Below are 19,780 nucleotides of genomic sequence, written 5' to 3'. Positions count from 1 at the left end.
GAGCCATCATGCCGAGCGTCAGGATTTATCAACGCCCCAAGAACGCGATGCAGTCGGGCAAGGCGCGTACCGATCGCTGGGTGGTCGAGTTCGAGCCGGGCGAAGCGAAGCGTGCCGATCCGCTCACCGGCTGGGCCGGATCGGGCGACACGCGCGAGCAGGTACGATTGAGCTTCGCGAGCCTGGAAGCGGCCAAGGCCTATGCTGAGCGCGAGGGGCTGCCCTTCACGGTGACGCCCGCGCCCGCGAAGACGCTCAAGCTCCAGGCCTATGCCGACAATTTCCGCTGAGGTTCAGCCGAGGATCGACGGCGACAGCAGCAACAGCAGCTTGACGTCGATCGCCAGCCCCTCGGCGCGCTTCGTGGCCACGAAATCGGCGATGGTGGCCAGCGGCACGCGGTGGACGGTGATCTGCTCGTCGCCGTCGCCGCCGCCCGCCCCGACCTTGGTCAGCCCGTGTGCTCGCACCAACGTGAACCCTTCCGAGACCATGCCGGGCGACGCATAGAAAAAGCCGAGGTTTTCGATTTCCCCGGCGCGGTAGCCGGTTTCCTCCTCCAGTTCCCGCGCCGCGGAAGCCTCGGGCGCCTCGTCCGCGGTTTCGTCGCCCACCAGCCCGGCGGGTAGTTCGAGGCATTTCTTTCCCAGCGGCACGCGGTATTGCTCGACCAGGATCACGTCGCCTGCGTCGATAGCGAGGATCACCGCCGCCTGGATGCCGCGGGCGCGCGCCGCATATTCCCACTTGCCCTGGCGCTTGGCGGCGATGAATTCGCCCTGCCAGACGGTCTCGACGGGATCGGTGCTCACAATTCGATCAGCCGATCGGGAAGTTCGTTGGTGTCGGTCTCGGTCTTGGGGAAGGTCTCCGCCAGGATCGCGCCGATCTGCGCTACTGCCGCCGCCATGCCCTCGCCGGGTCGTCCGGCGCGAACCTCATCGACCAGCGCTGCCATCGCGTCGCCCCAGCGCTCGGCGGCTACCTTGCCGTGGATCGCCTCGTCGGCGACGATCTCGGCGCGCCGCTCGTCGAGCGAGAGGTAGAGCAGAATGCCGATCCGCGCCACGGTGCGCCGTTCGGCACCGACCCTGAAATATTCGACCGCGCGCCGCCGCACGCGTCGCGACCGCGTCGCCTTGGGCGTGAGCGCCATGCGCAATCGGCGCCAGGTCAATACATAGCGCACGATGAGGAACACGGTCGCCTCGATCAGCATCAGCGCGAAGAAGCTGCGGCCGGGCTGGGGCTCGCTGGCCCAGCCGCCCGAGAACCAGGCGATCCTGGCTTCCAGCGCGGCAGGACACAACGCTGCGAGGGCGACGACGAGCAACATCGTGCCGATCGCGTAATGCAGTGCGATATCGTGATAGGCGTCCGAGCGCGCGGTGACGATCGTCACGATCTCGCCGTCGGTGCCGTGCTCGGCCGCACGCACCGCTTCGGTGACGCGGGTGTGCTCCGCTTCGGTCAATCGGTTGACGCGCATCTACCAGCCCCCCGAGGCGCCGCCGCCTCCAAACGAACCGCCTCCGCCGGAAAAACCGCCACCGCCGCCGCCCGAAAAGCCGCCCCAGCTCGATCCGCCGCTCGAACTGCCGTTGCTCAAGCCGCTGAGTATCGGTCCCCAAACCCAGACCGAGCCGAGCCCGCCGCGATGGCGTCGTCCGCGGGCGTGGCCGAAGATTGTGGGGAAGATGACGAAGAACAGGATGCACATCCAGAAGATCGCGACGAAGAAGCCGCCGCCGTCGTCGCTGTCGCCCCGCTCGTTCACCACTTGTTGCGCGCGCTGCTCGGCGGCTTCGAGCGGCAGCTTCATCTGCTCGCCGATCGCATCGGCGCCCGCGATGATCCCGCCCGCCATATCGCCGTCGCGGAATCGCGGCAGGATGGCTTGGTTGATGATGACGCTCGACAGCGCGTCGGTCATGATCGGCTCGAGCCCATAGCCGACCTCGATGCGCACCTTGCGCTCGTTGGGCGCGACCAGCAGGAGGATGCCGTTATTGGCGCCTTCCTGCCCGATCTTCCATGCGCGGCCGAGTTTGTAGCCGTAATCCTCGATCGGATAGCCTTGCAGGTCGGGCACCGTCGCGACCACGAACTGCCGCGACGAGGCTTGTTCGATCTGTTCGGAGAGCTGGGTGAGCTGCGCTTCCTGTGCGGGATCGAGCAGATCGGCGGTATCGACCACCCGGCCCGACAGCGCGGGAAAGGTCTGCGCGTGGGCGAACGTGCCTGTACACGACAGCAGGACGCCGAGCAGGATGAGATACAGCCACTTCATGACGCGTTAGCCTCCGGCGCGATTTCGCGGATGATTCCCGAGGCGCCTGCCTCGATGCCTTCGGGCATGGTTCCCTTGCGGAAGGCGGGAAGGATGTCGTCGTCGATGATGGCGGCCGCCTCGTCGTCGGTCAGCGCCTTTTCGAGGCCGTAGCCGACTTCGATCCGCACCTTGCGTTCGTTCGGCGCGACGATCAGGAGGACGCCGTCGTTGTAATCCTTGCGGCCGATACCCCAGGTCCGGCCGAGATGCAGCCCGTAATCCTCGATCGTATGCCCGCCGAGCGATGGCACGGTAACGACGACAACCTGATGTCGGCTGCGAACCTCGACGGCCTTCAACCGGTCGCTCAGCCTCGCCTCCTGCTGTGGGGGCAGAAGGTCGGCGGCATCGACGACGCGCCCGGTGAGCGCCGGAAACGGATACGCCGGTGTCGCTTCGGACGATGCCGGCGCAGCGCCGCTGTCGCATCCGGACGATACGACGCAGATGATCAGGAAGAGGGCCGCCTTGACGATCAGCTCAGGTTCCCGAAATCGACCGTCGGCGCGTTTTCGGCGCCCGGCGTCGTCGCCTGATAGGGCACCTTGGGCTTGGCGCCGTAGAATATCTTGGCGCCGACTGCGTCGGGGAAGGTGCGGATGCGGGTGTTATATTCCTGCACCGCGCCGTTATAATCGCGGATCGCGATCGTGATGCGGTTCTCGGTGCCTTCGAGCTGGCTCATCAGCGTCGTGAAATTGGTCTGGCTCTTGACCTCGGGATAGGCCTCGACGGTCGCGAGCAGACGGCTCAGCGTGCCTCCCAACTGGCCCTGCGCGGCGGCGAATTGCTGCATCTTGGCGGGGTCGGAGAGATCCTCGGCATTGACCTGGATCGCGGTCGCCTTGGCGCGCGCGTTGACGACGTCGGTCAGGATCTTGTCCTCGGCGGCGACCGAAGCCTTCACCGTGTTGACGAGGTTGGGGATCAGATTGGCACGCCGCTGGTAATCGGCCTGGACGTCGGCCCAGCGCGCGTTGACGTTCTCTTCTGCTGTCGGGACCGAATTGATCCCGCAGGCGCTCACGGTCATCGCCGCGGCGAGCACGATTCCGGCACGGTATTTCATGCGCTTTCCTCCTCCAGTCCCTTGCTTCCTTATTCTAGGCGAAGCGCGCTACAAGGCGAAACCGAAATCGGTGTTCGTCAAGGGAGATTTCAGGATGTTGAGCGAATTCAAGGCATTCGTGATGCGTGGCAACGTGCTCGATCTGGCGATCGCGGTGATCATCGGCGGCGCGTTCGCGACGATTACCAAGTCGCTGACCGACGATGTCATCATGCCCGTGGTCGGCTGGCTGTTCGGCGGGTTCGACTTTTCGAGCTATTTCATCCGCCTCGGGCCGATCCCCGAAAGCTATGCGGGCTCGCCCACCAATTACGCCGCGCTCAAGGAAGCCGGCGTGCCGCTGTTCGGCTATGGCGAGTTCATCACCGTGACGATCAACTTCCTGATCCTCGCGTTCATCATCTTCCTGCTCGTGCGCTACGCGAACAAGGCGATGGCGCGTTTCGAGAAGGACGAGGCGCCTGCGGCTGATCCCGCCGATGTCGTGCTGCTGCGCGAAATCCGCGACGAACTGAAGGCGCAGCGCGGGGGCCAGTAAGCGTTCCGGCCGGCGGCCTGCGCGTCAGGCCGCCGCCAGATCCTCGGCGGTGGCGTCCGCAAGGCTGGTGCCGTCGAGGATGCGCGCGGTTTCGTCGCGCACGCGCATCATCGCGTGGCGGATCGCGCACGTCGCTTCGTCCTCGCAATCCTTGCAGCGCCGGTAGGCGGTGCGGCTGACGCACGGCACCAGCGCCAGCGGGCCTTCGATGATGCGGATGATCTCGCCCAGCGACACGAGGTGGGTGGGCTTGGACAGATGATAGCCACCCAGTTTGCCGCGCCGGCTGACGAGCAAGCCGGCGTCGCGCAGGTCGGCGAGGATAAGCTCGAGGAATTTGCGCGGCACGTTGGCGTGCGAGGCGATGCGGTGCATCGCGATCGGCGGGCCGCCGGCAGGTGTCTGAGCAAGATAGAGCATCGCGCGGAGCGCGTAACGAGAACGCTGCGTCAACATGATCGGGCTATGAGCCCGCATTATGGCGCTTCGAGGGCGCAGGGGGCGGCGTAAGGCGGCTTTTCTTTCAGGCCCACGCGCCTATATAGGGGGTGCCGGCTTTCGGGCCGGCTATGGCGATAAACTGCGGCGTACAATAGGCGCAGCGGACCCGGGGGCAGTACCCGGCGGCTCCACCAGATGGCTCTCCTGCTCGCGGGGCCAACTGACGGGGCCGAACCAGGATCGACGTGTGTTGAAAAGCGCTGTTTTCGCCCGGAATGGGACCACCGCGACGGCCCATAACACAAGTGCCAACGATAACGAGGCGCTCGCGATTGCGGCCTAACCCAAGACCTCACGGTCTAGGTTAGAACGACAAAAGCGCGGTTGGACCGCACCGGGCAACAGAAGCGGATTCCAGCGGCCGCCAGGGGGGCCGGGCAACAGAACCCCCTGGACCTCCTTGCATGAGGCGGCACCGCCCTCCAGCGCCATTCCAACGATGCTGCGCATCGCCGGAACCCTTGGCGCTCTTCCGCCCGCTCTCCCACAAGGTTCCCGCAAAGTATTAGGCGACTATCCCCTTCGGATAGGTAAGCGCCGAAATGCCCCCTTCTTCCCACCCCGGCGAAGGCCGGGGTCCAGTTACGAGCCGCCCGATGCTGGACCCCGGCCTTCGCCGGGGGGTGGATGAAAAGGGATAGTCGCCAAGTTGAAGTCCCGCGCAGGTCGTCGCCGCGCCCGTACGGCGCGCGAATCGGCGCATCCTCGATCGCCGATGCGACAGAGCGGCGTCATTTCATCCGAAATGCGGCTTGCGGAACAGCGCGTCGGCGCGGGATGATAGCGTTATCGCTTCGGCTGGCTATAAGCCGGCCGGAGAAGTGGGGGATTCGATGACATCGGGATTGCGCAGTACCTTGTCCGACCGGCAGGCGCTCTGGGCCTTCGTCCTCGGCTGCGTCGCGGTGACGGCGGGGGTGCTGCTGCACCTGCCGATGTTCCTGATGTCGCGGTCGATGGGCTATCACATGGCCGGGATGCCGATGGACACGCCGATGCTGATCGGCATGTTCCTGATCGTCGCCGGGGTCTTCGTCGCCGCTTACGGCCTATTGCCGCGCAATTTCGTCGCGCATCGCGGAGCGGTGGCCGATATCACCATTTCCGCGCCCGAAGATGCCGTGCTGGGCGCGCCGCACTGGAAATTGATGACCGTGCTCGTGATCGCGCTGGTGGTCGACGTGATGAAGCCGGCGGCGCTGGGCTTCGTCGTGCCGGGGATGGCGGTCGAATACCGGGTCTCGCGCGAAACCGCGTCGTTGATCGCTTTCTCGGCGCTGGTGGGAACCGTTGTCGGTTCGGTGCTGTGGGGGATCGTCGCCGATATCTATGGCCGGCGCGCGTCGATCCTGCTGTCGGCGGTGATGTTCGTCGGCACATCGATCTGCGGTGCGATGCCCAGCCTGGCATGGAATGTGGGCATGTGTTTCATGATGGGCGCCGCGGCCGGCGGGATGCTGCCCGTCGCTTATGCCTTGCTCGCCGAGATGATGCCGAGCCGTCATCGCGGGTGGAGCCTCGTACTCGTCGGCGGCCTTGGTGCGCTGGGCGGTTATCTCGCGGCGAGCGGGGTTTCGGCGCTGCTCCAGCCGATCTTCGGCTGGCGCATCCTGTGGCTCGTCAATCTGCCGACCGGTTTGCTCCTCGTGATGCTCGGCGGGTACATTCCCGAATCGGCCAAGTTCCTGATCTCGCGGGGGCGTGAACACGAAGCCGAGGCGGTGATGCGCCGTTTCGGCGCGGTGGCGCGACGGATCGTGGAGGAAACCCCCAGAGCCGCGGCGCGCGGGATCGCGCATTCGCCGCTCACCGGCCGCCATCTGATCGGCAAGCTCGCCGGGCTCAGCATCGGCGGGCTGTCGTGGGGCTTCATCAGCTTCGGGCTGTTGCTGTGGCTTCCCGCCGACCTGATCGAAAAGGGCTATTCGGTGGGCGCCAGCAGCCGCCTGCTCGCCGAATCGGCGCTGATCTCGTTTCCCACGGTCTTTCTCGCGGCGCTGATCTACAGCCGGTGGAGCACCAAATGGTCGCTCGTCGCGACGCTTGGCGTCACCATTGCCGGATTGCTCGGCGTGATGTGGCTCGAACTGTCGGGCGGCGGCGGCCCGGTGCTGCCGGTCGCGCTGCTGATCGTCGGATCGAACGGGCTGCTGGCGGTCATCCTGCCCTATACCGCCGAGAGTTTTCCGCTGCGCGTGCGCGGCCGCGCGACCGGCTGGGTCGCGGCGTGCACCAAGACGGGCGGCCTGATCGCGCAGGGGCTGGCCATCACCGCGCTGGTGCCGACGATGACGGTGGTGGCGGGGCTCATCATCGTGCCGACAATGGCGGCGCTGGTGCTGGTCGCGTGGTTCGGCCGCGAGACGCTGGGGCGCGACCTGCGCGAGCTTGACGACGAGGGCCAGCACGCGGCGGCGTGAGCGTACCGGTTCTCCGTCGCCGGGTGTGGCGCTTGTGATTCCGGACTCCCGCTTTCGCGGGAGAACAGGGGTGTGGGCCGCCGCGGGCCGGGATAACGAAAAAGGGCCCGGCGATCGCTCGCCGAGCCCTTTTTCATGTCGTCGGTCGAACCGCTCAGTCGCGATCGCCGGTCAGGAAGGCGGGGGCGAATTCGGGCGCGTCGCCCTCGTCCTTGCCGCCGTCGCTGTGCTCACCGCCGCCGCGACGCGGGCCGCGGTCGTCGTCGCGGCGAGGCCCGCGATCACGGCGCGGACCGCGATCGCCGCCACGGCCGCCGCGATCACCACGATCGCCACGCGGACCACGGTCACCGCGCTCGCGCGGTTCGCGCGGCGGGCGGGTGTCTTCCAGTTCGGCGCCGGTTTCCTGATCGACGACGCGCATCGACAGGCGAACCTTGCCGCGCGGATCGATCTCGAGCACCTTGACCTTCACTTCCTGGCCCTCGGAGACGACGTCGGTGGGTTTCTCGACCCGCTCGTTCTTCATCTCGGAGACGTGGACGAGGCCGTCCTTGCCGCCCATGAAGTTCACGAACGCGCCGAAATCGACGATGTTGACGACCTTGCCGGTGTAGATCTTGCCGACCTCGGCCTCTTCGACGATGCCCTCGATCCACTTGCGCGCCGCCTCGATCTGGCTGACGTCGGACGAGGAGATCTTGATCACGCCCTCGTCGTCGATGTCGACCTTGGCGCCGGTGGTGGCGACGATCTCGCGGATCACCTTGCCGCCGGTGCCGATGACATCGCGGATCTTCGTCTTGTCGATCTGCATCGTCTCGATGCGCGGGGCGTGCGCCGAGAGTTCCTCACGCGTGTGATCGAGCGCCTTGCCCATTTCGCCGAGGATGTGCGCGCGGCCCTCATGTGCCTGCGCCAGCGCGACCTTCATGATCTCCTCGGTGATGCCGGCGATCTTGATGTCCATCTGAAGGCTGGTGATGCCCTCGCTGGTGCCCGCGACCTTGAAGTCCATGTCGCCGAGGTGATCCTCGTCGCCGAGGATGTCGGAAAGGACGGCAAAATCCTTGCCTTCGAGGATGAGCCCCATCGCGATGCCCGAGACCGGGCGCTTGAGCGGCACGCCGGCGTCCATCATGCTCAGCGAGCCGCCGCATACCGTCGCCATCGACGACGAGCCGTTCGACTCGGTGATGTCGGAGAGGACGCGGATCGTATACGGGAACTCTTCGGTGGTCGGCAGTACGCGATGCAGCGCGCGCCACGCCAGCTTGCCGTGGCCGATTTCGCGGCGGCCGGGGGCGCCGAAGCGGCCCACTTCACCGACCGAATAGGGCGGGAAGTTGTAGTGGAGCATGAAGCGCTCGTACGACAGGCCGGTCAGCCCGTCGATCATCTGCTCGCTGTCCTTGGTGCCGAGCGTGGTGGTGCAGATCGCCTGCGTCTCGCCGCGGGTGAACAGCGCCGAGCCGTGGGTGCGCGGCAGGAAGCGGACCATCGCCTCGATCGGGCGGATCTGCTTGGTGTTGCGGCCGTCGATGCGGCTGCCGTCCTTGAGGATCGCGCCGCGCACGATTTCCGCCTCGAGCTTCTTGACGAGCTTGATCGCGGCCATCTGGTCCTGCGGGGTGGCGTCGGCGAAGGCTTCCTTCGCCTTGGCGCGCGCCGCGTTGAGCGCGTCCGACCGCTCGGACTTGTTGATCAGCTTGTAGGCGGCGGCGATATCCTTGCCGATGAGCTTCTCGAGCTTCTTCTTCATCGCCGACTGATCGGCCTTGGGCGCGAGTTCCCACGGCTCCTTGGCGGCCTGCTCGGCGAGGTCGATGATCGCGTCGATCACCGGTTGGCACGCGCGATGTGCGAACATCACGGCGCCGAGCATCGTCTCTTCCGACAGCTCGGCGGCTTCGGATTCGACCATCATCACGGCATTGGAAGTGCCGGCGACGACGAGGTCGAGATCACCGCTTTTGGCCTCTTCGAGCGTCGGGTTGAGAACGAACTCGCCGTCGACATAGCCGACGCGCGCGCCGGCGATCGGGCCCATGAAGGGCACGCCCGAGATGGTGAGCGCGGCCGACGCGGCGATCATCGCCAGGATGTCGGGCTCGTTCTCGCCGTCATAGCTCATCACCTGCGCGATGACGTTGATCTCGTTGTAGAAACCTTCGGGAAAGAGTGGGCGGACGGGACGGTCGATGAGACGGCTGGTCAGCGTCTCCTTCTCGGTCGCCCCACGCTCGCGCTTGAAGAAGCCACCCGGGATGCGCCCGGCCGACGAGAATTTTTCCTGATAGTGCACGGTCAGCGGGAAGAAATCCTGACCTTCCTTCACCGACTTGGCGGCGGTGACGGCGCACAGCACCACGGTTTCGCCGAGCGTCGCGAGCACCGCGCCGTCGGCCTGGCGGGCAACGCGGCCCGTTTCGAGCGTGAGGGTCTTGCCGCCCCACTCGATGCTTACAGTTTTCGTATCGAACATTCTGTTTCCTTCACTCCAGGTGCCCTATGCGCCTGGGGCCTTTGAGGGAGCCATTCGTGGCTCGTGCCGGATCACCGAATTGCGGCCCGGCAAGCATGTGCTCCTGCGAAAGCAGGAGCCCAGGGTCTCGAGCGTTACGCTCTTGGCTCTGGATCCCCGCCTTCGCGGGGATGACGCAATACGTAATCGGCCCGCCGAAGCGGGCCGAACGTTTGCGTCACTTGCGAAGCCCGAGCTTCGCGATCAGATCGAGGTAGCGCTGGCCGTCCGAATGACGGAGGTAATCCAGCAGCGACCGGCGCTTGTTGACGAGCATCAGCAGGCCGCGGCGCGAATGGTTGTCTTTCGCGTGGGTCTTGAAATGCTCGGTGAGGTTGCGGATGCGCTCGGTGAGGATCGCGACCTGCACTTCGGTCGAGCCGGTGTCACCCTTGGCGCGGCCATGTTCCTTGACGAGCGCGTCCTTGCGCTCCTGCGTGATCGACATTCACTTTCCTTCGACATCGGGGGTAAGATTGAACCCGCGCACGACGCGAACCTCGCGGTTCAGGACCTCCACCAACGCAACCGGCATTTCGCCTTCGAACGCAAGGTGTTGGCCATCGTGGGCAGCGATCCCGACCAAGACTCGCCCCTGACGGAGCGACCCTGCCTGATCGGGGGTGAGCGCGAGAGCCGGGATGTCGTCCAGCGCCGTGCTCAACGGCAGAGACACGTCTTCAAGGGCGCGGGCCTTAGCGGCTTCGTCCAATTTGTCCAGCGAAATCGCCGGATCGAGGCCGAACGGCCCGGCCTTGAGGCGTCGCAACATGGTGACATGCCCCACTGTGCCGAGCGTGTGCGCGATGTCACGCGCGAGGCTGCGGATATAGGTGCCCTTGGAGACATGGGCGGTCAGCGTCACACTAGCGACCGGCGCGTCGGCTCCGCCATCGGGGGCGTCATCGCGAGAGAGAGCATGGATCGTCACCGATCGCGTCGCCAGCGTCACGTCCTCGCCCGCGCGCGCGAAATCATAGGCGCGCTTGCCGTCGACCTTGAGCGCGGAGAACGCCGGCGGCACCTGTTCGATCGCGCCGGTGAAGCGCGGCAGCACCGCCTCGATCGCGGCGATCGTCGGGCGCGACGCGCTGGTCGCGATCACCTTGCCCTCGGCATCGAGCGAGTCGGTCTCCTCGCCGAAGGTGATCGTGAAGGCGTAGATCTTGGCGCTGTCGAGCATCCGTCCGGCGAGCTTGGTCGCTTCGCCGATCGCGATCGGCAGCACCCCCGAGGCCAGCGGATCGAGCGTACCGCCGTGCCCCACCTTGCGTTTGGGATAGCCGCCCGTCCGGAGCGCGCGCTTGACCGCGGCGACGGCCTGGGTCGAGCCGAGGCCGACGGGCTTGTCGAGGATGATCCAGCCATGCATCGCGCGGGCCTTAGAGCGTATTCCACGTTCGTGGAAGCGAACCCAAGCGCGATCACTTCTCCGGTTTGGGGGCTCCCGGCTGGCCGGGAGGCGGCAGGCTGGTCTTGATGCTTTTCACGCCGCAGCTTCGATGACCGAAATCGGGGAAGGTCACATTCGAGAAGCGGTCGAACGTGCCGATATTGTCGGTCGTGTAGATGACCGTGACCGGGCCTGCATGCGATTCGATGCATGGGCCGCTCATCGTCACCTCGTACCATTTCAAACTGCGGTCCTGCATGTAGAGGATGCCGCTTCTGGGTGGCCCGGCCTGCCAGTTGCGGATGCCGCCGTGGCCCGCATTGGTGATTTTGGTCTCGACGCCGATCTTGCGCTGCGATTGTCCAGGCGCGGCGACGGCGCTGGCGGCAGCAATGCCGGCCGCGAGCGCGGTGACGATCGAAGCGATGCGCATGTGCGAACTCCTCGTCCCGCCCCTTAGCAGCTCTCGGCTGAACCGATGCTGAGCGTCCCCGTTGTGTCGATCGCCTCGGCGAAATGCCGCCGGCACAGCGCGACGTAGCGATCGTTGCCGCCGATTTCGGTCTGCGCGCCCTGGCGCACCGCGCGTCCTTCGGCATCGACGCGCAGGTTCATCGTCGCTTTGCGGCCGCAGGTGCAGACCGATTTCAACTCGATGAGCGCGTCGGCGATCGCGAGCAGCCGCGCCGAGCCTTCGAACAATTCACCCTGGAAATCGGTGCGTAGCCCGTAGGCGAGGACGGGGATGCCCATCACGTCGGCGATATGGGCGAGTTGCGCCACCTGCGTGGCGGTGAGGAACTGCGCCTCGTCGATCAGCACGCAGGCGATGCGGCCGTGCGCGTGGCGATCGGCGACCAGCCCCGCAATGTCGGTATCGGCGGCGAAGGGCGTTGCCGGGGTCGATAGGCCGATCCGCGAATCGATCACGCCCGCACCGCCGCGATCGTGGACCGCGGCGGTGAACAGCATCGTTTCCATGCCGCGCTCGCGATAGTTGAAATCGGCCTGGAGCAGCGTGGTCGATTTGCCCGCGTTCATCGAGGCGTAGTAGAAATAGAGCTTGGCCATGCGCATCGGCATGGCGTGGCGCCCCGCTGCGGTCAATCGCGCCCGCGCCCGCACAAGGTTAGCACCACGTTAACCAACGCTTCCTAGGCTGGCGCGCAAAAGGAGACACCGCGTGCGCCTGATCGTCCATATGGGCTTCCACAAGACCGCCTCGACGCATTTGCAGGAATTGTTGAACCGCCACAGCTCGGTGCTCGCCTTGCGCGGCATCTGGTATCAGCCGCAACCGGGCTATGCCGCGCATCACGATACCGCGAATCCGCTCCTCGTCGGCGATGCCGGCCCGTTCGAGGCGATGATCGGCGAGGCAAAGGCGGCGGGTGCGCACACGATGATCCTGTCGTCGGAGAATCTCGAAGGCGTCGTCTTCAACCCCGAGATCGCGCTGCTGATCGAACGGGTCGCCGCCGATCATGGTTTCGACGCGATCGAATGGCATGCCGTGATCCGCGCGCCCGGCGCCTATTTCGAGAGCCTGCATTCGCAATTGAGCTGGCATACCTATGCCGACAGCCTGACGATGTTCTCCGAGATCATGAAGAAGGGCGTGCTGTTCCTGCCCGAGCCGCATTACGGCCCCGGCGCGACGCCTTATTGGTTCTTCTGCTTCGATTATCACGCCTTCCTGGCGGGTTTTGCGGCGATGCCCGGGCGACAATTGTTCGTCCACGATTATGAGGATCGCGATCCCTATCCCGGATGGCGGATCATCGAGCGGCTGGGGGTGCTGGATATGCTCGTCGAGCAGCCCGAGGAAGATCGGTGCAACCACCGCCTACCGCGCCCGCGCGCCGAGGAGCATTTTCGCGCGCGGCTACGCGAAGCGGCGGGCGATCTGGCAAGCTGGGGGATCGTGCGCGACGCGGTCGAAACCAATCTCGCGGCCAATCTCGCCACCGTGCCGGTCTATGCCGAGGCGGTGGGGCAGCGCTATCACGCAAGCTATCTGACCGCGCTCGAGCAGTTCGGTTATTCGGATCAGCAGGAACCGCGCCGCCACGCAAGCGGTTGAAGACGGGTCGCCATGCGCGGCATCATCGCTGGAGGGGCCCGCATGCGACCAACCGATTTGCGAACCGCCTTACGATCGCCGCGCGGTCTGACGCTCATCGCGGTCGCCGGTGCGGGCCTCGTTCCCGCATCTGCGACCCCCATGCTCGCGCAGGACGTCTACGAGCGGTTCGGCGGCAGCCCCTATGTGGGCGCCGCGGCGATCCGGGTCGAGATTCCCGGCCGCAAGCCCGATATCAAGCAAGGCCGCGGCACCGCGCGGCTGGTGCACATGAAGCCCGCGCGCGCTGACTTTCGGCTCGAAGCCAAGGTTTCCGGCGCGCGCATCGACATCGAAACCAACGTCAAGGGCGGCTACGATCGATCGGGCTGGCGCAGCGATCCCGGCGACATCCTGATCCGGATCTCGGCCGGCGGCGTCATCACCGGAGGCGGCACCGACGCGGGATCGACCTTCCGTTATTCGGGCAAGGTCTCGCCGACGCATTTCACGATGACGAGCGAGGTCCGCAACGGCAAGGCGGCGCACGGGCTTCCCGCCGGCGCGGTGATACGGATCGATTACGATCTCAGCCGCAAGGCGCCGGTTCCCTCGAGCAAGGACGGGAAGGGGTGCCACATGGCAACCCGGCCGATCGGCAGTGCTGCCGGCGGGCCGATGACGCTCGGGCTGGTGCCCGTCTGCGATTGAAGCGCCCTTGCGTGTTTGTCAGTCCTCGCCGAGATCGCGGGCGACTTTGGGTGAGCGCAGCAGCGCGTCGATATGGCCGCCTTCGTCGAAACTGTCGTCGGCGAGGAATTTGAGGCGCGCGGCGTATTTCATCTTCACGCGGGTGGCGACCTCGCGCTGGAGATAGGCGGTGTTGGTGCGCAGCGCCTTGAGCACTGCCTCTTCGTCCTTGCCGAGCAGCGGCTTCACGAACGCCGTGGCGTGACGCAGATCGGGCGACATGCGCACCTCGGTGACGCTGACCATGTGTTTGGCCAACGTTTCATCATGCACGTCGCCGCGCGCAAGGATTTCGGACAGCACATGCCGCACCTGCTCGCCGACGCGCAGCGTGCGGATCGATTGGGTTTCGGGGGTGTCGTTTCGCATGACGCGGCCTCCAAGACGGCGTCACCCCAGCGGAAGCTGGGGTCTCAGGCCGCAGGAACGACGGTGAAGACGCTCCCGCAGCGCGAGATGCCAGCTTTCGCTGGCATGACGGTTGTTTCCTACAGCGTCCGTTCGCGCATCTCGACTTCGAAGGTTTCGAGGAAGTCGCCCGGCTTGATGTCGGTGAAGTTCTGCGTGAACGTCACACCGCATTCGAGCCCCGCGCGGACCTCCGCGACATCGTCCTTGAAGCGCCGGAGCGACGCGATCTCGCCGGTGTAGATGATGACATCCTCGCGGGTGATGCGCGCCTTGAGCGCTTTGCGGATGACGCCTTCGGTGACGAGCAGGCCCGCCGCCTTGCCATGCTTGCCCGCCGAGAACACCTCGCGGATTTCGGCACGGCCGACCACCGTCTCGAACGCCTCGGGGCCGAGTTCGCCCGCCATCCCCGCCCTGATCTCGTCGATCAGATCGTAGATGATGTCGTAATATTTGAGCGCGACGCCCTGCCGCACCGCGATCTCGCGCGCCTTGGCGTTGGCGCGGACGTTGAAGCCGATGATCGGCGCGCCCGATGCCCCGGCCAGCGTCACGTCGCTCTCGGTGATGCCGCCGACGCCCGAATGCAGCACGCGGGCCTTGATGTCGTCGGTCGAGATCTTGTTGATCGAACTGACGATCGCTTCGACCGAGCCTTGCGTATCGGCCTTGACGACGAGCGGATATTCGATCGCCTGCTTGTCCTTCAAGGCACTGAACATGCTTTCGAGGCTCGCCGGGGCCTGCGCGGTCCGCTTTTGCAGCAGCACGCTTTGACGATATTCGGCGACCTCGCGCGCACGCGCTTCGTTCTCGACGACCTGAAGTGGATCGCCCGCCGACGGGACGCCCGAAAGCCCGAGCACCTCGACCGGAACCGAAGGACCGGCTTCCTTCACCTGGCGGCCCTTGTCGTCGATCAGCGCGCGGACCTTGCCGCTTTCCGCGCCGACGACGAACACGTCGCCGACCCGGAGCGTGCCGCGGTTGACGAGCACCGTCGCGACCGGCCCGCGGCCCTTGTCGAGCTTGGCCTCGATCACGATACCTTCGGCATCGCGGTTCGGGTTGGCCTTGAGTTCGAGCAGTTCGGCCTGGAGCTGGATTTTCTCGACCAGTTCGTCGAGCCCGGTCTTCTTAAGCGCCGATACCTCGACATCCTGGACGTCGCCCGACATCTCCTCGACGATCACTTCGTGTTCGAGCAGACGCTCGCGCACGCGCTGCGGGTTGGCGTCTTCCTTGTCGACCTTGTTGATCGCCACGATCATCGGCACGTTCGCCGCCTTGGTGTGGTTGATCGCCTCGATCGTCTGCGGCATCAGCCCGTCGTCGGCCGCCACCACCAGGATGACGATATCGGTGACGTCGGCGCCGCGCGCGCGCATCTCGCTGAAGGCCTCGTGGCCCGGCGTGTCGAGGAACGTGATCTTCGACTTGTCCTTGAGCGTCACCTGATAGGCGCCGATATGCTGCGTGATGCCGCCGGCTTCGCCCGACGCGACGCCAGTGCCGCGCAGTGCATCGAGCAGGCTCGTCTTGCCGTGGTCGACATGGCCCATGATCGTGACCACCGGCGCGCGCGGCTCGAGCGCCTCCGGCGAATCCTCGGCGGTGTCGAGCGACAGGTCGATGTCCGATTCGGATACGCGCTTCACATTGTGGCCGAATTCGGTGATCAGCAGTTCGGCGGTGTCCTGATCGATCGTCTGGTTGACGGTGACGGCCATGCCCATCTTGAACAGCGCCTTCACGAGGTCGGCGCCCTTTTCGGCCATGCGGTTGGCGAGTTCCTGGACGGTGATCGTCTCGGGGACGATCACGTCGCGAACCTGCTTGGCCTGCGCCTCGCGCGGGCCGGTGTGGCTGCGGCGTTCCTTCTCTCGCGCGCGCTTGAGCGCGGCCAGGCTGCGCGCCCGCGCGCCGTCGTCGCCGCCGAGCGCGCGATTGACGGTGAGCTTGCCCGAGCGACGCTGATCTTCACGCTCCTTGCGTTCCCGCGTCGGCTTGCTCGCGGGTTCCTGACGCTTGCTCGTTGACGGTGGACCCGAAACGTCGGGTTCCGCGCGGCGCGCGACGGGTTGCGGCCGCTCGGGGCGCTGCACCGGCGTGAACCGGCGCGGCGCGGGCAGCGAATCGTCGAGCTGGACTTCGCGGCGCGGGGCGGGGGTCGGCGTCGGGGCTTCGGCCGCCGGCGCCGGTGTTGCCGCCGGCGCTTCCGCAGCCGCAACCGGGGCTTCGGGCTTGGCCGTGGGCTTGGCTTCGGCCTCGCGCTTGTTCCGCTCGGCGCGGCGATGCTCCTCCTCGAGCGCCTCGGCCCTTTCGCGGTCCTCGCGACGGCGCGCTTCCTCCAGCGCTTCCATGCGCTGTTCCTCGGCGTCGCGCAGCAAGCGTTCCTGGCGCTCGCGCGGCGTTTCGCTGGGCGTCGCGGCGCGTGCCGGCGCGGCAGGCTTGGGCGCAGGTGCGGGCGGGGCCGGCGGTTCGGCGTCGATCTTCGGTGCCTCGGCCTCGCCGGGCTTGCCCAGCACGCGACGGCGCTTGACCTCGACCACCACGGTATTCGAGCGGCCGTGGCTGAAGCTCTGCTTCACCTTGCCGGTCTCGACCGTACGCTTCAGGCCCAGCGGCGCGCGGGCGCCCAGTTTCGGCTTCTCGTTGTCCGTATCGCTCACTCAAAATCCTCGTGTCGTCTCGTCGGCCGGTCCGGGTCCGCCTGTTTCGAACGCCGATGGCTCTTGCGAGGCCGTTTCGCAAGCTACCGTGTCTTCGTCGGGTCCGATAAAATACAGCCAGCGATCGAGCGTTTCGCGCAATCGCCGGGCGGCATCGGGGTCGGTCAGGCCGCCATGTACCACATTCTCGCGGCCAAGGGCCAAGGACAATATGGCGCGTCCGACGGGAAGAACCAACCCCCGCAAGTCACTTCCTTCGGCGTCGCTGCCGACGCGCCACGCCGAATCGAGCTTGCGGTTGCCGTCCACGCTCGCGTCGGCGGCGTGGAACAGCAGATGGAGCTTGCCCGATCGCGCCGCCGCCTCGATCCGCTCGCTGCCGATCACGACATGGCCCGCGCGCGCCTCCAGCCCCAACCGGTCGAGCGTCGCTTTCTGCAAGGCCGTGGCAATCAGCGCGGGCAGATCGTCGGGGATGGTCAGGTCACCCGATTTGAATGCCCGCGCCAGCGCGCCGCGCAGGCGGCCCTTGGCGGTTGCCTGTTCGAGATCGCGCTGCGTCACCCCGATCCACGCGCCGCGCCCCGGCGCCTTGGCGCGCACGTCGGGCAGGATCCGGCCGTCGGGGGCGAGCGCGAGCCGGATCAGGTCGCCCCGCGCCTCACGGTCGCCGGAAAGGATGCACTTGCGGATGGGATCGGCGCTCATGCTCCCCTCCCTTCGAAGGGAGCGGGGAAGCATGAGCGAGTGCCGACGTTACGCTTCAGCGTCTCATTGGGAGGTTTCCGCATTCGCGTCCTCCCCGGTTTCGGCCGCGGGTTCCGCGGGCGCCGGCTCGTCCTCGAACCAGTGCGCACGGGCGGCCATGATGATCTCGTTGCCCTGCTCGTCGGAGAGGCCGTATTCGGCGAGCACGCCGCCCTTATCCTCGGGCCGGTTGCTCGTTTCCTGACGGCGGCGCGGCTCGATGCGCTTCTTCTGGACGAGTTCGTCGGTCGCCAGATCGGCGAGATCGTCGAGCGTCCGGATGCCTGCCTTGCCGAGCGTGACCAGCATCGGCTCGGTCAGATACGGCATGTCGATGAGCGCGTCCTCGACGCCGAGCGCCTTGCGCTCCTCGCGCGCCGCGGCCTCGCGACGCTCGAGCGCTTCTTGCGCGCGGCTCTGCAATTCGGCAGCGAGTTCCTCGTCGAAGCCCTCGATGCCCGCGATCTCGTCGGCCTCGACATAGGCGACTTCCTCAAGCGCGCCGAAGCCCTCGGCGACGAGGAGCTGCGCCAGCGTCTCGTCGACGTCGAGTTCCTTCTGGAACATCTCGGAGCGTTCGAGGAATTCGCGCTGGCGCTTCTCGCTCGCGTCGTCCTCGGTCAGGATGTCGATCGCCTTGCCGGTGAGCTGCGAGGCGAGCCGTACGTTCTGGCCGCGACGGCCGATCGCGAGGCTGAGCTGATCGTCGGGGACCACAACCTCGATGCGGTCTTCTTCCTCATCGAGCACCACGCGGCTGACGCTCGCGGGCTGGAGCGCGTTGACGACGAAGGTCGCGGTGTCGGGGGACCAGGGGATGATGTCGATCTTCTCGCCCTGCATCTCCTGGACGACCGCCTGGACGCGGCTGCCCTTCATGCCGACGCACGCGCCGACCGGATCGATCGAGCTGTCGTGGCTGATGACGCCGATCTTGGCGCGGCTGCCGGGATCGCGCGCGGCGGCCTTGATCTCGATGATGCCGTCGTAGATTTCGGGGACTTCCTGCGCGAACAGCTTCTTCATGAAATCGGGATGCGCGCGGCTGAGGAAGATCTGCGGCCCGCGGTTCTCGCGCACCACCTTCAGGATCAGGCTGCGGATGCGGTCGTTGACGCGCACCACTTCGCGCGGGATCTGCGCGTCGCGGCGGATGACGCCCTCGGCGCGGCCGAGATCGACGACGACATGGCCGAACTCGACGCGCTTGACGACGCCAGTGATGATCTCGCCGACGCGATCCTTGAATTCCTCGAACTGGCGCTCGCGCTCGGCATCGCGGACCTTCTGGAAGATGATCTGCTTCGATGCCTGCGCCTGGATGCGGCCGAACTCGATCGGGGGCAGTGGATCGACGATGTAATCGCCGACGACCGCGCCGGCCTGGAGCTTCTGCGCGTCCTTGACCGAGACCTGCTTGAAATAATCATCGACCGCCTCGACCACTTCGACGACGCGCCACAGGCGCAAGTCGCCCGAATTGGGGTCGAGTTTCGCACGAATGTCATTCTCGGCGCCGTAGCGCGTCTTGGCGGCGCGCTGGATCGCTTCCTCGAGCGCCTCGACGACGATCGCCTTGTCGATCAGCTTTTCCTTGGCGACCGAATCGGCGATCGCGAGCAGCTCGGCCTTGTTGGCGGAAACGGCGGTGGCCATCGGGACTTATCCTTCCACTTCGATAACCTTGTCCGCACCTTCGGCGGACAGGGGTTGGGTTGCGGCGATCAATTTATCGGTCATCAGCAGCTTGGCGTCCGCGATGGCCGCAAAATCGACCGTCATTGTCTGGAACTTCTTCACATCGATCGCGACGCGCCCGGCGTCGAGCCCGAGCAGGATGCCGGTGAGTTGCTTGCGTCCGTCGATTGGCCCGACGAGGTGAAGCCGCGCTTCATGGCCCTTCCAATCGTCATAATCCTGCAAGCGGGTGAGCGGGCGATCGATCCCCGGTGAGCTGACCTCGAGCCGATAGCCACCCGGAATCGGATCGCGGCCTGTCGCCTCGGCTTCGTCGAGCCGATCCGAAATGCGGCGCGACAGATCGGCGCAATCGTCGATCGTGAGCTGGCGCGTGTCGGGGCGCTCGGCCATCACCTGGAGCGTGGGATCGGACGTGCCGCCATACATCTTGACGCGCACGAGCGCGAAACCGAGCGCTTGCGCCTCGGGTTCGATCATCTGCGTCAACCGGGCGATGTCCGCCATGCACACTTCCAATGGGCGTAAGGCACCGGCGCCGGAACCGGGGGGCGCCGACCTCCTTCACCTGACGATGTAAGAGAACGCCCGCGATATAGGCGCGTCCGCCGTCGCTGGCAAGCACGTTGCGCATCCGCTGTAACCGTGCTTGGCTAGGGTTTA

Annotated in this window: 21 protein-coding genes and 1 other RNA gene; 6 read left to right on the top strand and 16 right to left on the bottom strand. The window is 66.2% G+C overall.

The genetic code is table 11. The features are described from left to right. Window positions 1-8 precede the first annotated feature (8 nt). Window positions 9-290 carry an ETC complex I subunit gene (locus DFR49_RS09175; protein WP_119035477.1) on the top strand — a complete coding sequence of 94 codons (282 nt, stop codon included), beginning with the start codon at window positions 9-11 and terminating at the stop codon, window positions 288-290. A 3-nt stretch (window positions 291-293) separates the two neighbouring features. On the opposite strand, the gene DFR49_RS09170 is transcribed toward DFR49_RS09175, so the two are convergent. Genes DFR49_RS09170 through DFR49_RS09150 form a run of 5 tightly spaced genes read right to left on the bottom strand, consistent with a single transcriptional unit; the run spans window position 294 to window position 3,401 of the window. Beyond that, window positions 294-812, bottom strand: a complete 519-nt coding sequence (locus DFR49_RS09170) for an NUDIX hydrolase (protein WP_119035476.1) — start codon at window positions 810-812, stop codon at window positions 294-296. Then, window positions 809-1,489: a TPM domain-containing protein gene (locus DFR49_RS09165; protein WP_119035475.1), complete on the bottom strand. Its 681-nt coding sequence runs from the start codon at window positions 1,487-1,489 to the stop codon at window positions 809-811. Before DFR49_RS09165 ends, DFR49_RS09170 begins: the two co-directional genes overlap by 4 nt. Further along, window positions 1,490-2,290: a TPM domain-containing protein gene (locus tag DFR49_RS09160; RefSeq protein WP_119035474.1), complete on the bottom strand. Its 801-nt coding sequence runs from the start codon at window positions 2,288-2,290 to the stop codon at window positions 1,490-1,492. It abuts the gene before it with no gap. Continuing rightward, window positions 2,287-2,781 carry a TPM domain-containing protein gene (locus DFR49_RS09155; RefSeq protein WP_281271773.1) on the bottom strand — a complete coding sequence of 165 codons (495 nt, stop codon included), beginning with the start codon at window positions 2,779-2,781 and terminating at the stop codon, window positions 2,287-2,289. The genes DFR49_RS09160 and DFR49_RS09155 overlap by 4 nt, the downstream gene beginning before the upstream one ends. 26 nt (window positions 2,782-2,807) lie before the next feature. Beyond that, entirely contained in the window at window positions 2,808-3,401 is a 594-nt protein-coding gene (locus tag DFR49_RS09150; protein WP_119035472.1) for a LemA family protein, read from the bottom strand. Window positions 3,402-3,495: 94 nt separating this feature from the next. On the opposite strand from DFR49_RS09150, the gene mscL reads away from it, so the two are divergent. Then, entirely contained in the window at window positions 3,496-3,939 is a 444-nt protein-coding gene (gene mscL, locus DFR49_RS09145) for a large conductance mechanosensitive channel protein MscL (protein WP_119036328.1), read from the top strand. A gap of 24 nt (window positions 3,940-3,963) precedes the next feature. Here mscL and DFR49_RS09140 read toward each other — a convergent pair whose 3' ends face one another. Beyond that, on the bottom strand, window positions 3,964-4,395 hold the full coding sequence (locus DFR49_RS09140; RefSeq protein ID WP_119035471.1) for an RrF2 family transcriptional regulator: 432 nt from the start codon (window positions 4,393-4,395) through the stop codon (window positions 3,964-3,966). Between the two features lie 56 nt (window positions 4,396-4,451). Here DFR49_RS09140 and ssrA point away from each other — a divergent pair. Both ssrA and DFR49_RS09130 read left to right on the top strand, forming a co-directional pair. Further along, window positions 4,452-4,796, top strand: a transfer-messenger RNA (tmRNA) gene (ssrA, locus tag DFR49_RS09135). A 477-nt stretch (window positions 4,797-5,273) separates the two neighbouring features. After that, window positions 5,274-6,860: an MFS transporter gene (locus tag DFR49_RS09130; protein WP_119036327.1), complete on the top strand. Its 1,587-nt coding sequence runs from the start codon at window positions 5,274-5,276 to the stop codon at window positions 6,858-6,860. Between the two features lie 154 nt (window positions 6,861-7,014). Here DFR49_RS09130 and pnp read toward each other — a convergent pair whose 3' ends face one another. The 5 genes from pnp to DFR49_RS09105 all read right to left on the bottom strand — a co-directional run bounded on the left by pnp (window position 7,015) and on the right by DFR49_RS09105 (window position 11,848). After that, window positions 7,015-9,345, bottom strand: a complete 2,331-nt coding sequence (gene pnp / locus DFR49_RS09125; RefSeq protein ID WP_119035470.1) for a polyribonucleotide nucleotidyltransferase — start codon at window positions 9,343-9,345, stop codon at window positions 7,015-7,017. A gap of 217 nt (window positions 9,346-9,562) precedes the next feature. Then, on the bottom strand, window positions 9,563-9,832 hold the full coding sequence (gene rpsO / locus DFR49_RS09120; protein WP_119035469.1) for a 30S ribosomal protein S15: 270 nt from the start codon (window positions 9,830-9,832) through the stop codon (window positions 9,563-9,565). Next, on the bottom strand, window positions 9,833-10,756 hold the full coding sequence (truB, locus tag DFR49_RS09115; RefSeq protein WP_119035468.1) for a tRNA pseudouridine(55) synthase TruB: 924 nt from the start codon (window positions 10,754-10,756) through the stop codon (window positions 9,833-9,835). It lies immediately after the preceding gene. 52 nt (window positions 10,757-10,808) lie between these two features. Beyond that, entirely contained in the window at window positions 10,809-11,210 is a 402-nt protein-coding gene (locus DFR49_RS09110) for a hypothetical protein (protein ID WP_119035467.1), read from the bottom strand. A gap of 23 nt (window positions 11,211-11,233) precedes the next feature. Next, window positions 11,234-11,848, bottom strand: coding sequence for a thymidine kinase (locus DFR49_RS09105; RefSeq protein ID WP_119036326.1), 615 nt, complete (start codon window positions 11,846-11,848; stop codon window positions 11,234-11,236). A 112-nt stretch (window positions 11,849-11,960) separates the two neighbouring features. Between DFR49_RS09105 and DFR49_RS09100 the strand changes: the two genes are divergently transcribed. After that, window positions 11,961-12,860 carry a hypothetical protein gene (locus DFR49_RS09100; protein ID WP_147373675.1) on the top strand — a complete coding sequence of 300 codons (900 nt, stop codon included), beginning with the start codon at window positions 11,961-11,963 and terminating at the stop codon, window positions 12,858-12,860. Window positions 12,861-12,902: 42 nt separating this feature from the next. Continuing rightward, window positions 12,903-13,550, top strand: coding sequence for a hypothetical protein (locus tag DFR49_RS09095; RefSeq protein ID WP_119035465.1), 648 nt, complete (start codon window positions 12,903-12,905; stop codon window positions 13,548-13,550). 18 nt (window positions 13,551-13,568) lie between these two features. Here the strand turns inward: DFR49_RS09095 and rbfA are convergent, their stop codons facing one another. The 5 genes from rbfA to rimP form a co-directional block, all read right to left on the bottom strand. Continuing rightward, the gene (gene rbfA / locus DFR49_RS09090; RefSeq protein WP_119035464.1) at window positions 13,569-13,958 is read right to left on the bottom strand and encodes a 30S ribosome-binding factor RbfA; all 390 of its coding nucleotides are present in this window, start codon (window positions 13,956-13,958) and stop codon (window positions 13,569-13,571) included. A 119-nt stretch (window positions 13,959-14,077) separates the two neighbouring features. Then, window positions 14,078-16,672, bottom strand: coding sequence for a translation initiation factor IF-2 (infB, locus tag DFR49_RS09085; RefSeq protein ID WP_119035463.1), 2,595 nt, complete (start codon window positions 16,670-16,672; stop codon window positions 14,078-14,080). Beyond that, a complete protein-coding gene (locus DFR49_RS09080; protein WP_119035462.1) occupies window positions 16,673-17,380 on the bottom strand; it encodes a DUF448 domain-containing protein in 708 nt (235 codons plus the stop codon). Between the two features lie 63 nt (window positions 17,381-17,443). Further along, entirely contained in the window at window positions 17,444-19,075 is a 1,632-nt protein-coding gene (nusA, locus tag DFR49_RS09075; protein WP_119035461.1) for a transcription termination factor NusA, read from the bottom strand. Between the two features lie 6 nt (window positions 19,076-19,081). Continuing rightward, window positions 19,082-19,624 (bottom strand): ribosome maturation protein RimP, encoded by a 543-nt coding sequence (rimP, locus tag DFR49_RS09070; protein ID WP_119035460.1) that lies wholly within the window; start codon window positions 19,622-19,624, stop codon window positions 19,082-19,084. Window positions 19,625-19,780 lie beyond the last annotated feature (156 nt).

This window comes from Hephaestia caeni, assembly GCF_003550065.1.
Classification (GTDB): Bacteria; Pseudomonadota; Alphaproteobacteria; order Sphingomonadales; family Sphingomonadaceae; genus Sphingomonas; species Sphingomonas caeni_A.
This window is presented reverse-complemented; position numbering and strand designations above follow the sequence as displayed.

Coding starts and splice junctions, on each gene's coding strand:
- DFR49_RS09175 (WP_119035477.1), top strand. CDS start 9: ATGCCGAGCGTCAGGATTTATCAACGCCCCAAGAACGCGATGCAGTCG.
- DFR49_RS09165 (WP_119035475.1), bottom strand. CDS start 1,489: ATGCGCGTCAACCGATTGACCGAAGCGGAGCACACCCGCGTCACCGAA.
- DFR49_RS09160 (WP_119035474.1), bottom strand. CDS start 2,290: ATGAAGTGGCTGTATCTCATCCTGCTCGGCGTCCTGCTGTCGTGTACA.
- DFR49_RS09150 (WP_119035472.1), bottom strand. CDS start 3,401: ATGAAATACCGTGCCGGAATCGTGCTCGCCGCGGCGATGACCGTGAGC.
- mscL (WP_119036328.1), top strand. CDS start 3,496: ATGTTGAGCGAATTCAAGGCATTCGTGATGCGTGGCAACGTGCTCGAT.
- DFR49_RS09140 (WP_119035471.1), bottom strand. CDS start 4,395: ATGTTGACGCAGCGTTCTCGTTACGCGCTCCGCGCGATGCTCTATCTT.
- DFR49_RS09130 (WP_119036327.1), top strand. CDS start 5,274: ATGACATCGGGATTGCGCAGTACCTTGTCCGACCGGCAGGCGCTCTGG.
- pnp (WP_119035470.1), bottom strand. CDS start 9,345: ATGTTCGATACGAAAACTGTAAGCATCGAGTGGGGCGGCAAGACCCTC.
- rpsO (WP_119035469.1), bottom strand. CDS start 9,832: ATGTCGATCACGCAGGAGCGCAAGGACGCGCTCGTCAAGGAACATGGC.
- truB (WP_119035468.1), bottom strand. CDS start 10,756: ATGCATGGCTGGATCATCCTCGACAAGCCCGTCGGCCTCGGCTCGACC.
- DFR49_RS09110 (WP_119035467.1), bottom strand. CDS start 11,210: ATGCGCATCGCTTCGATCGTCACCGCGCTCGCGGCCGGCATTGCTGCC.
- DFR49_RS09105 (WP_119036326.1), bottom strand. CDS start 11,848: ATGGCCAAGCTCTATTTCTACTACGCCTCGATGAACGCGGGCAAATCG.
- DFR49_RS09095 (WP_119035465.1), top strand. CDS start 12,903: ATGCGACCAACCGATTTGCGAACCGCCTTACGATCGCCGCGCGGTCTG.
- rbfA (WP_119035464.1), bottom strand. CDS start 13,958: ATGCGAAACGACACCCCCGAAACCCAATCGATCCGCACGCTGCGCGTC.
- DFR49_RS09080 (WP_119035462.1), bottom strand. CDS start 17,380: ATGAGCGCCGATCCCATCCGCAAGTGCATCCTTTCCGGCGACCGTGAG.
- nusA (WP_119035461.1), bottom strand. CDS start 19,075: ATGGCCACCGCCGTTTCCGCCAACAAGGCCGAGCTGCTCGCGATCGCC.
- rimP (WP_119035460.1), bottom strand. CDS start 19,624: ATGGCGGACATCGCCCGGTTGACGCAGATGATCGAACCCGAGGCGCAA.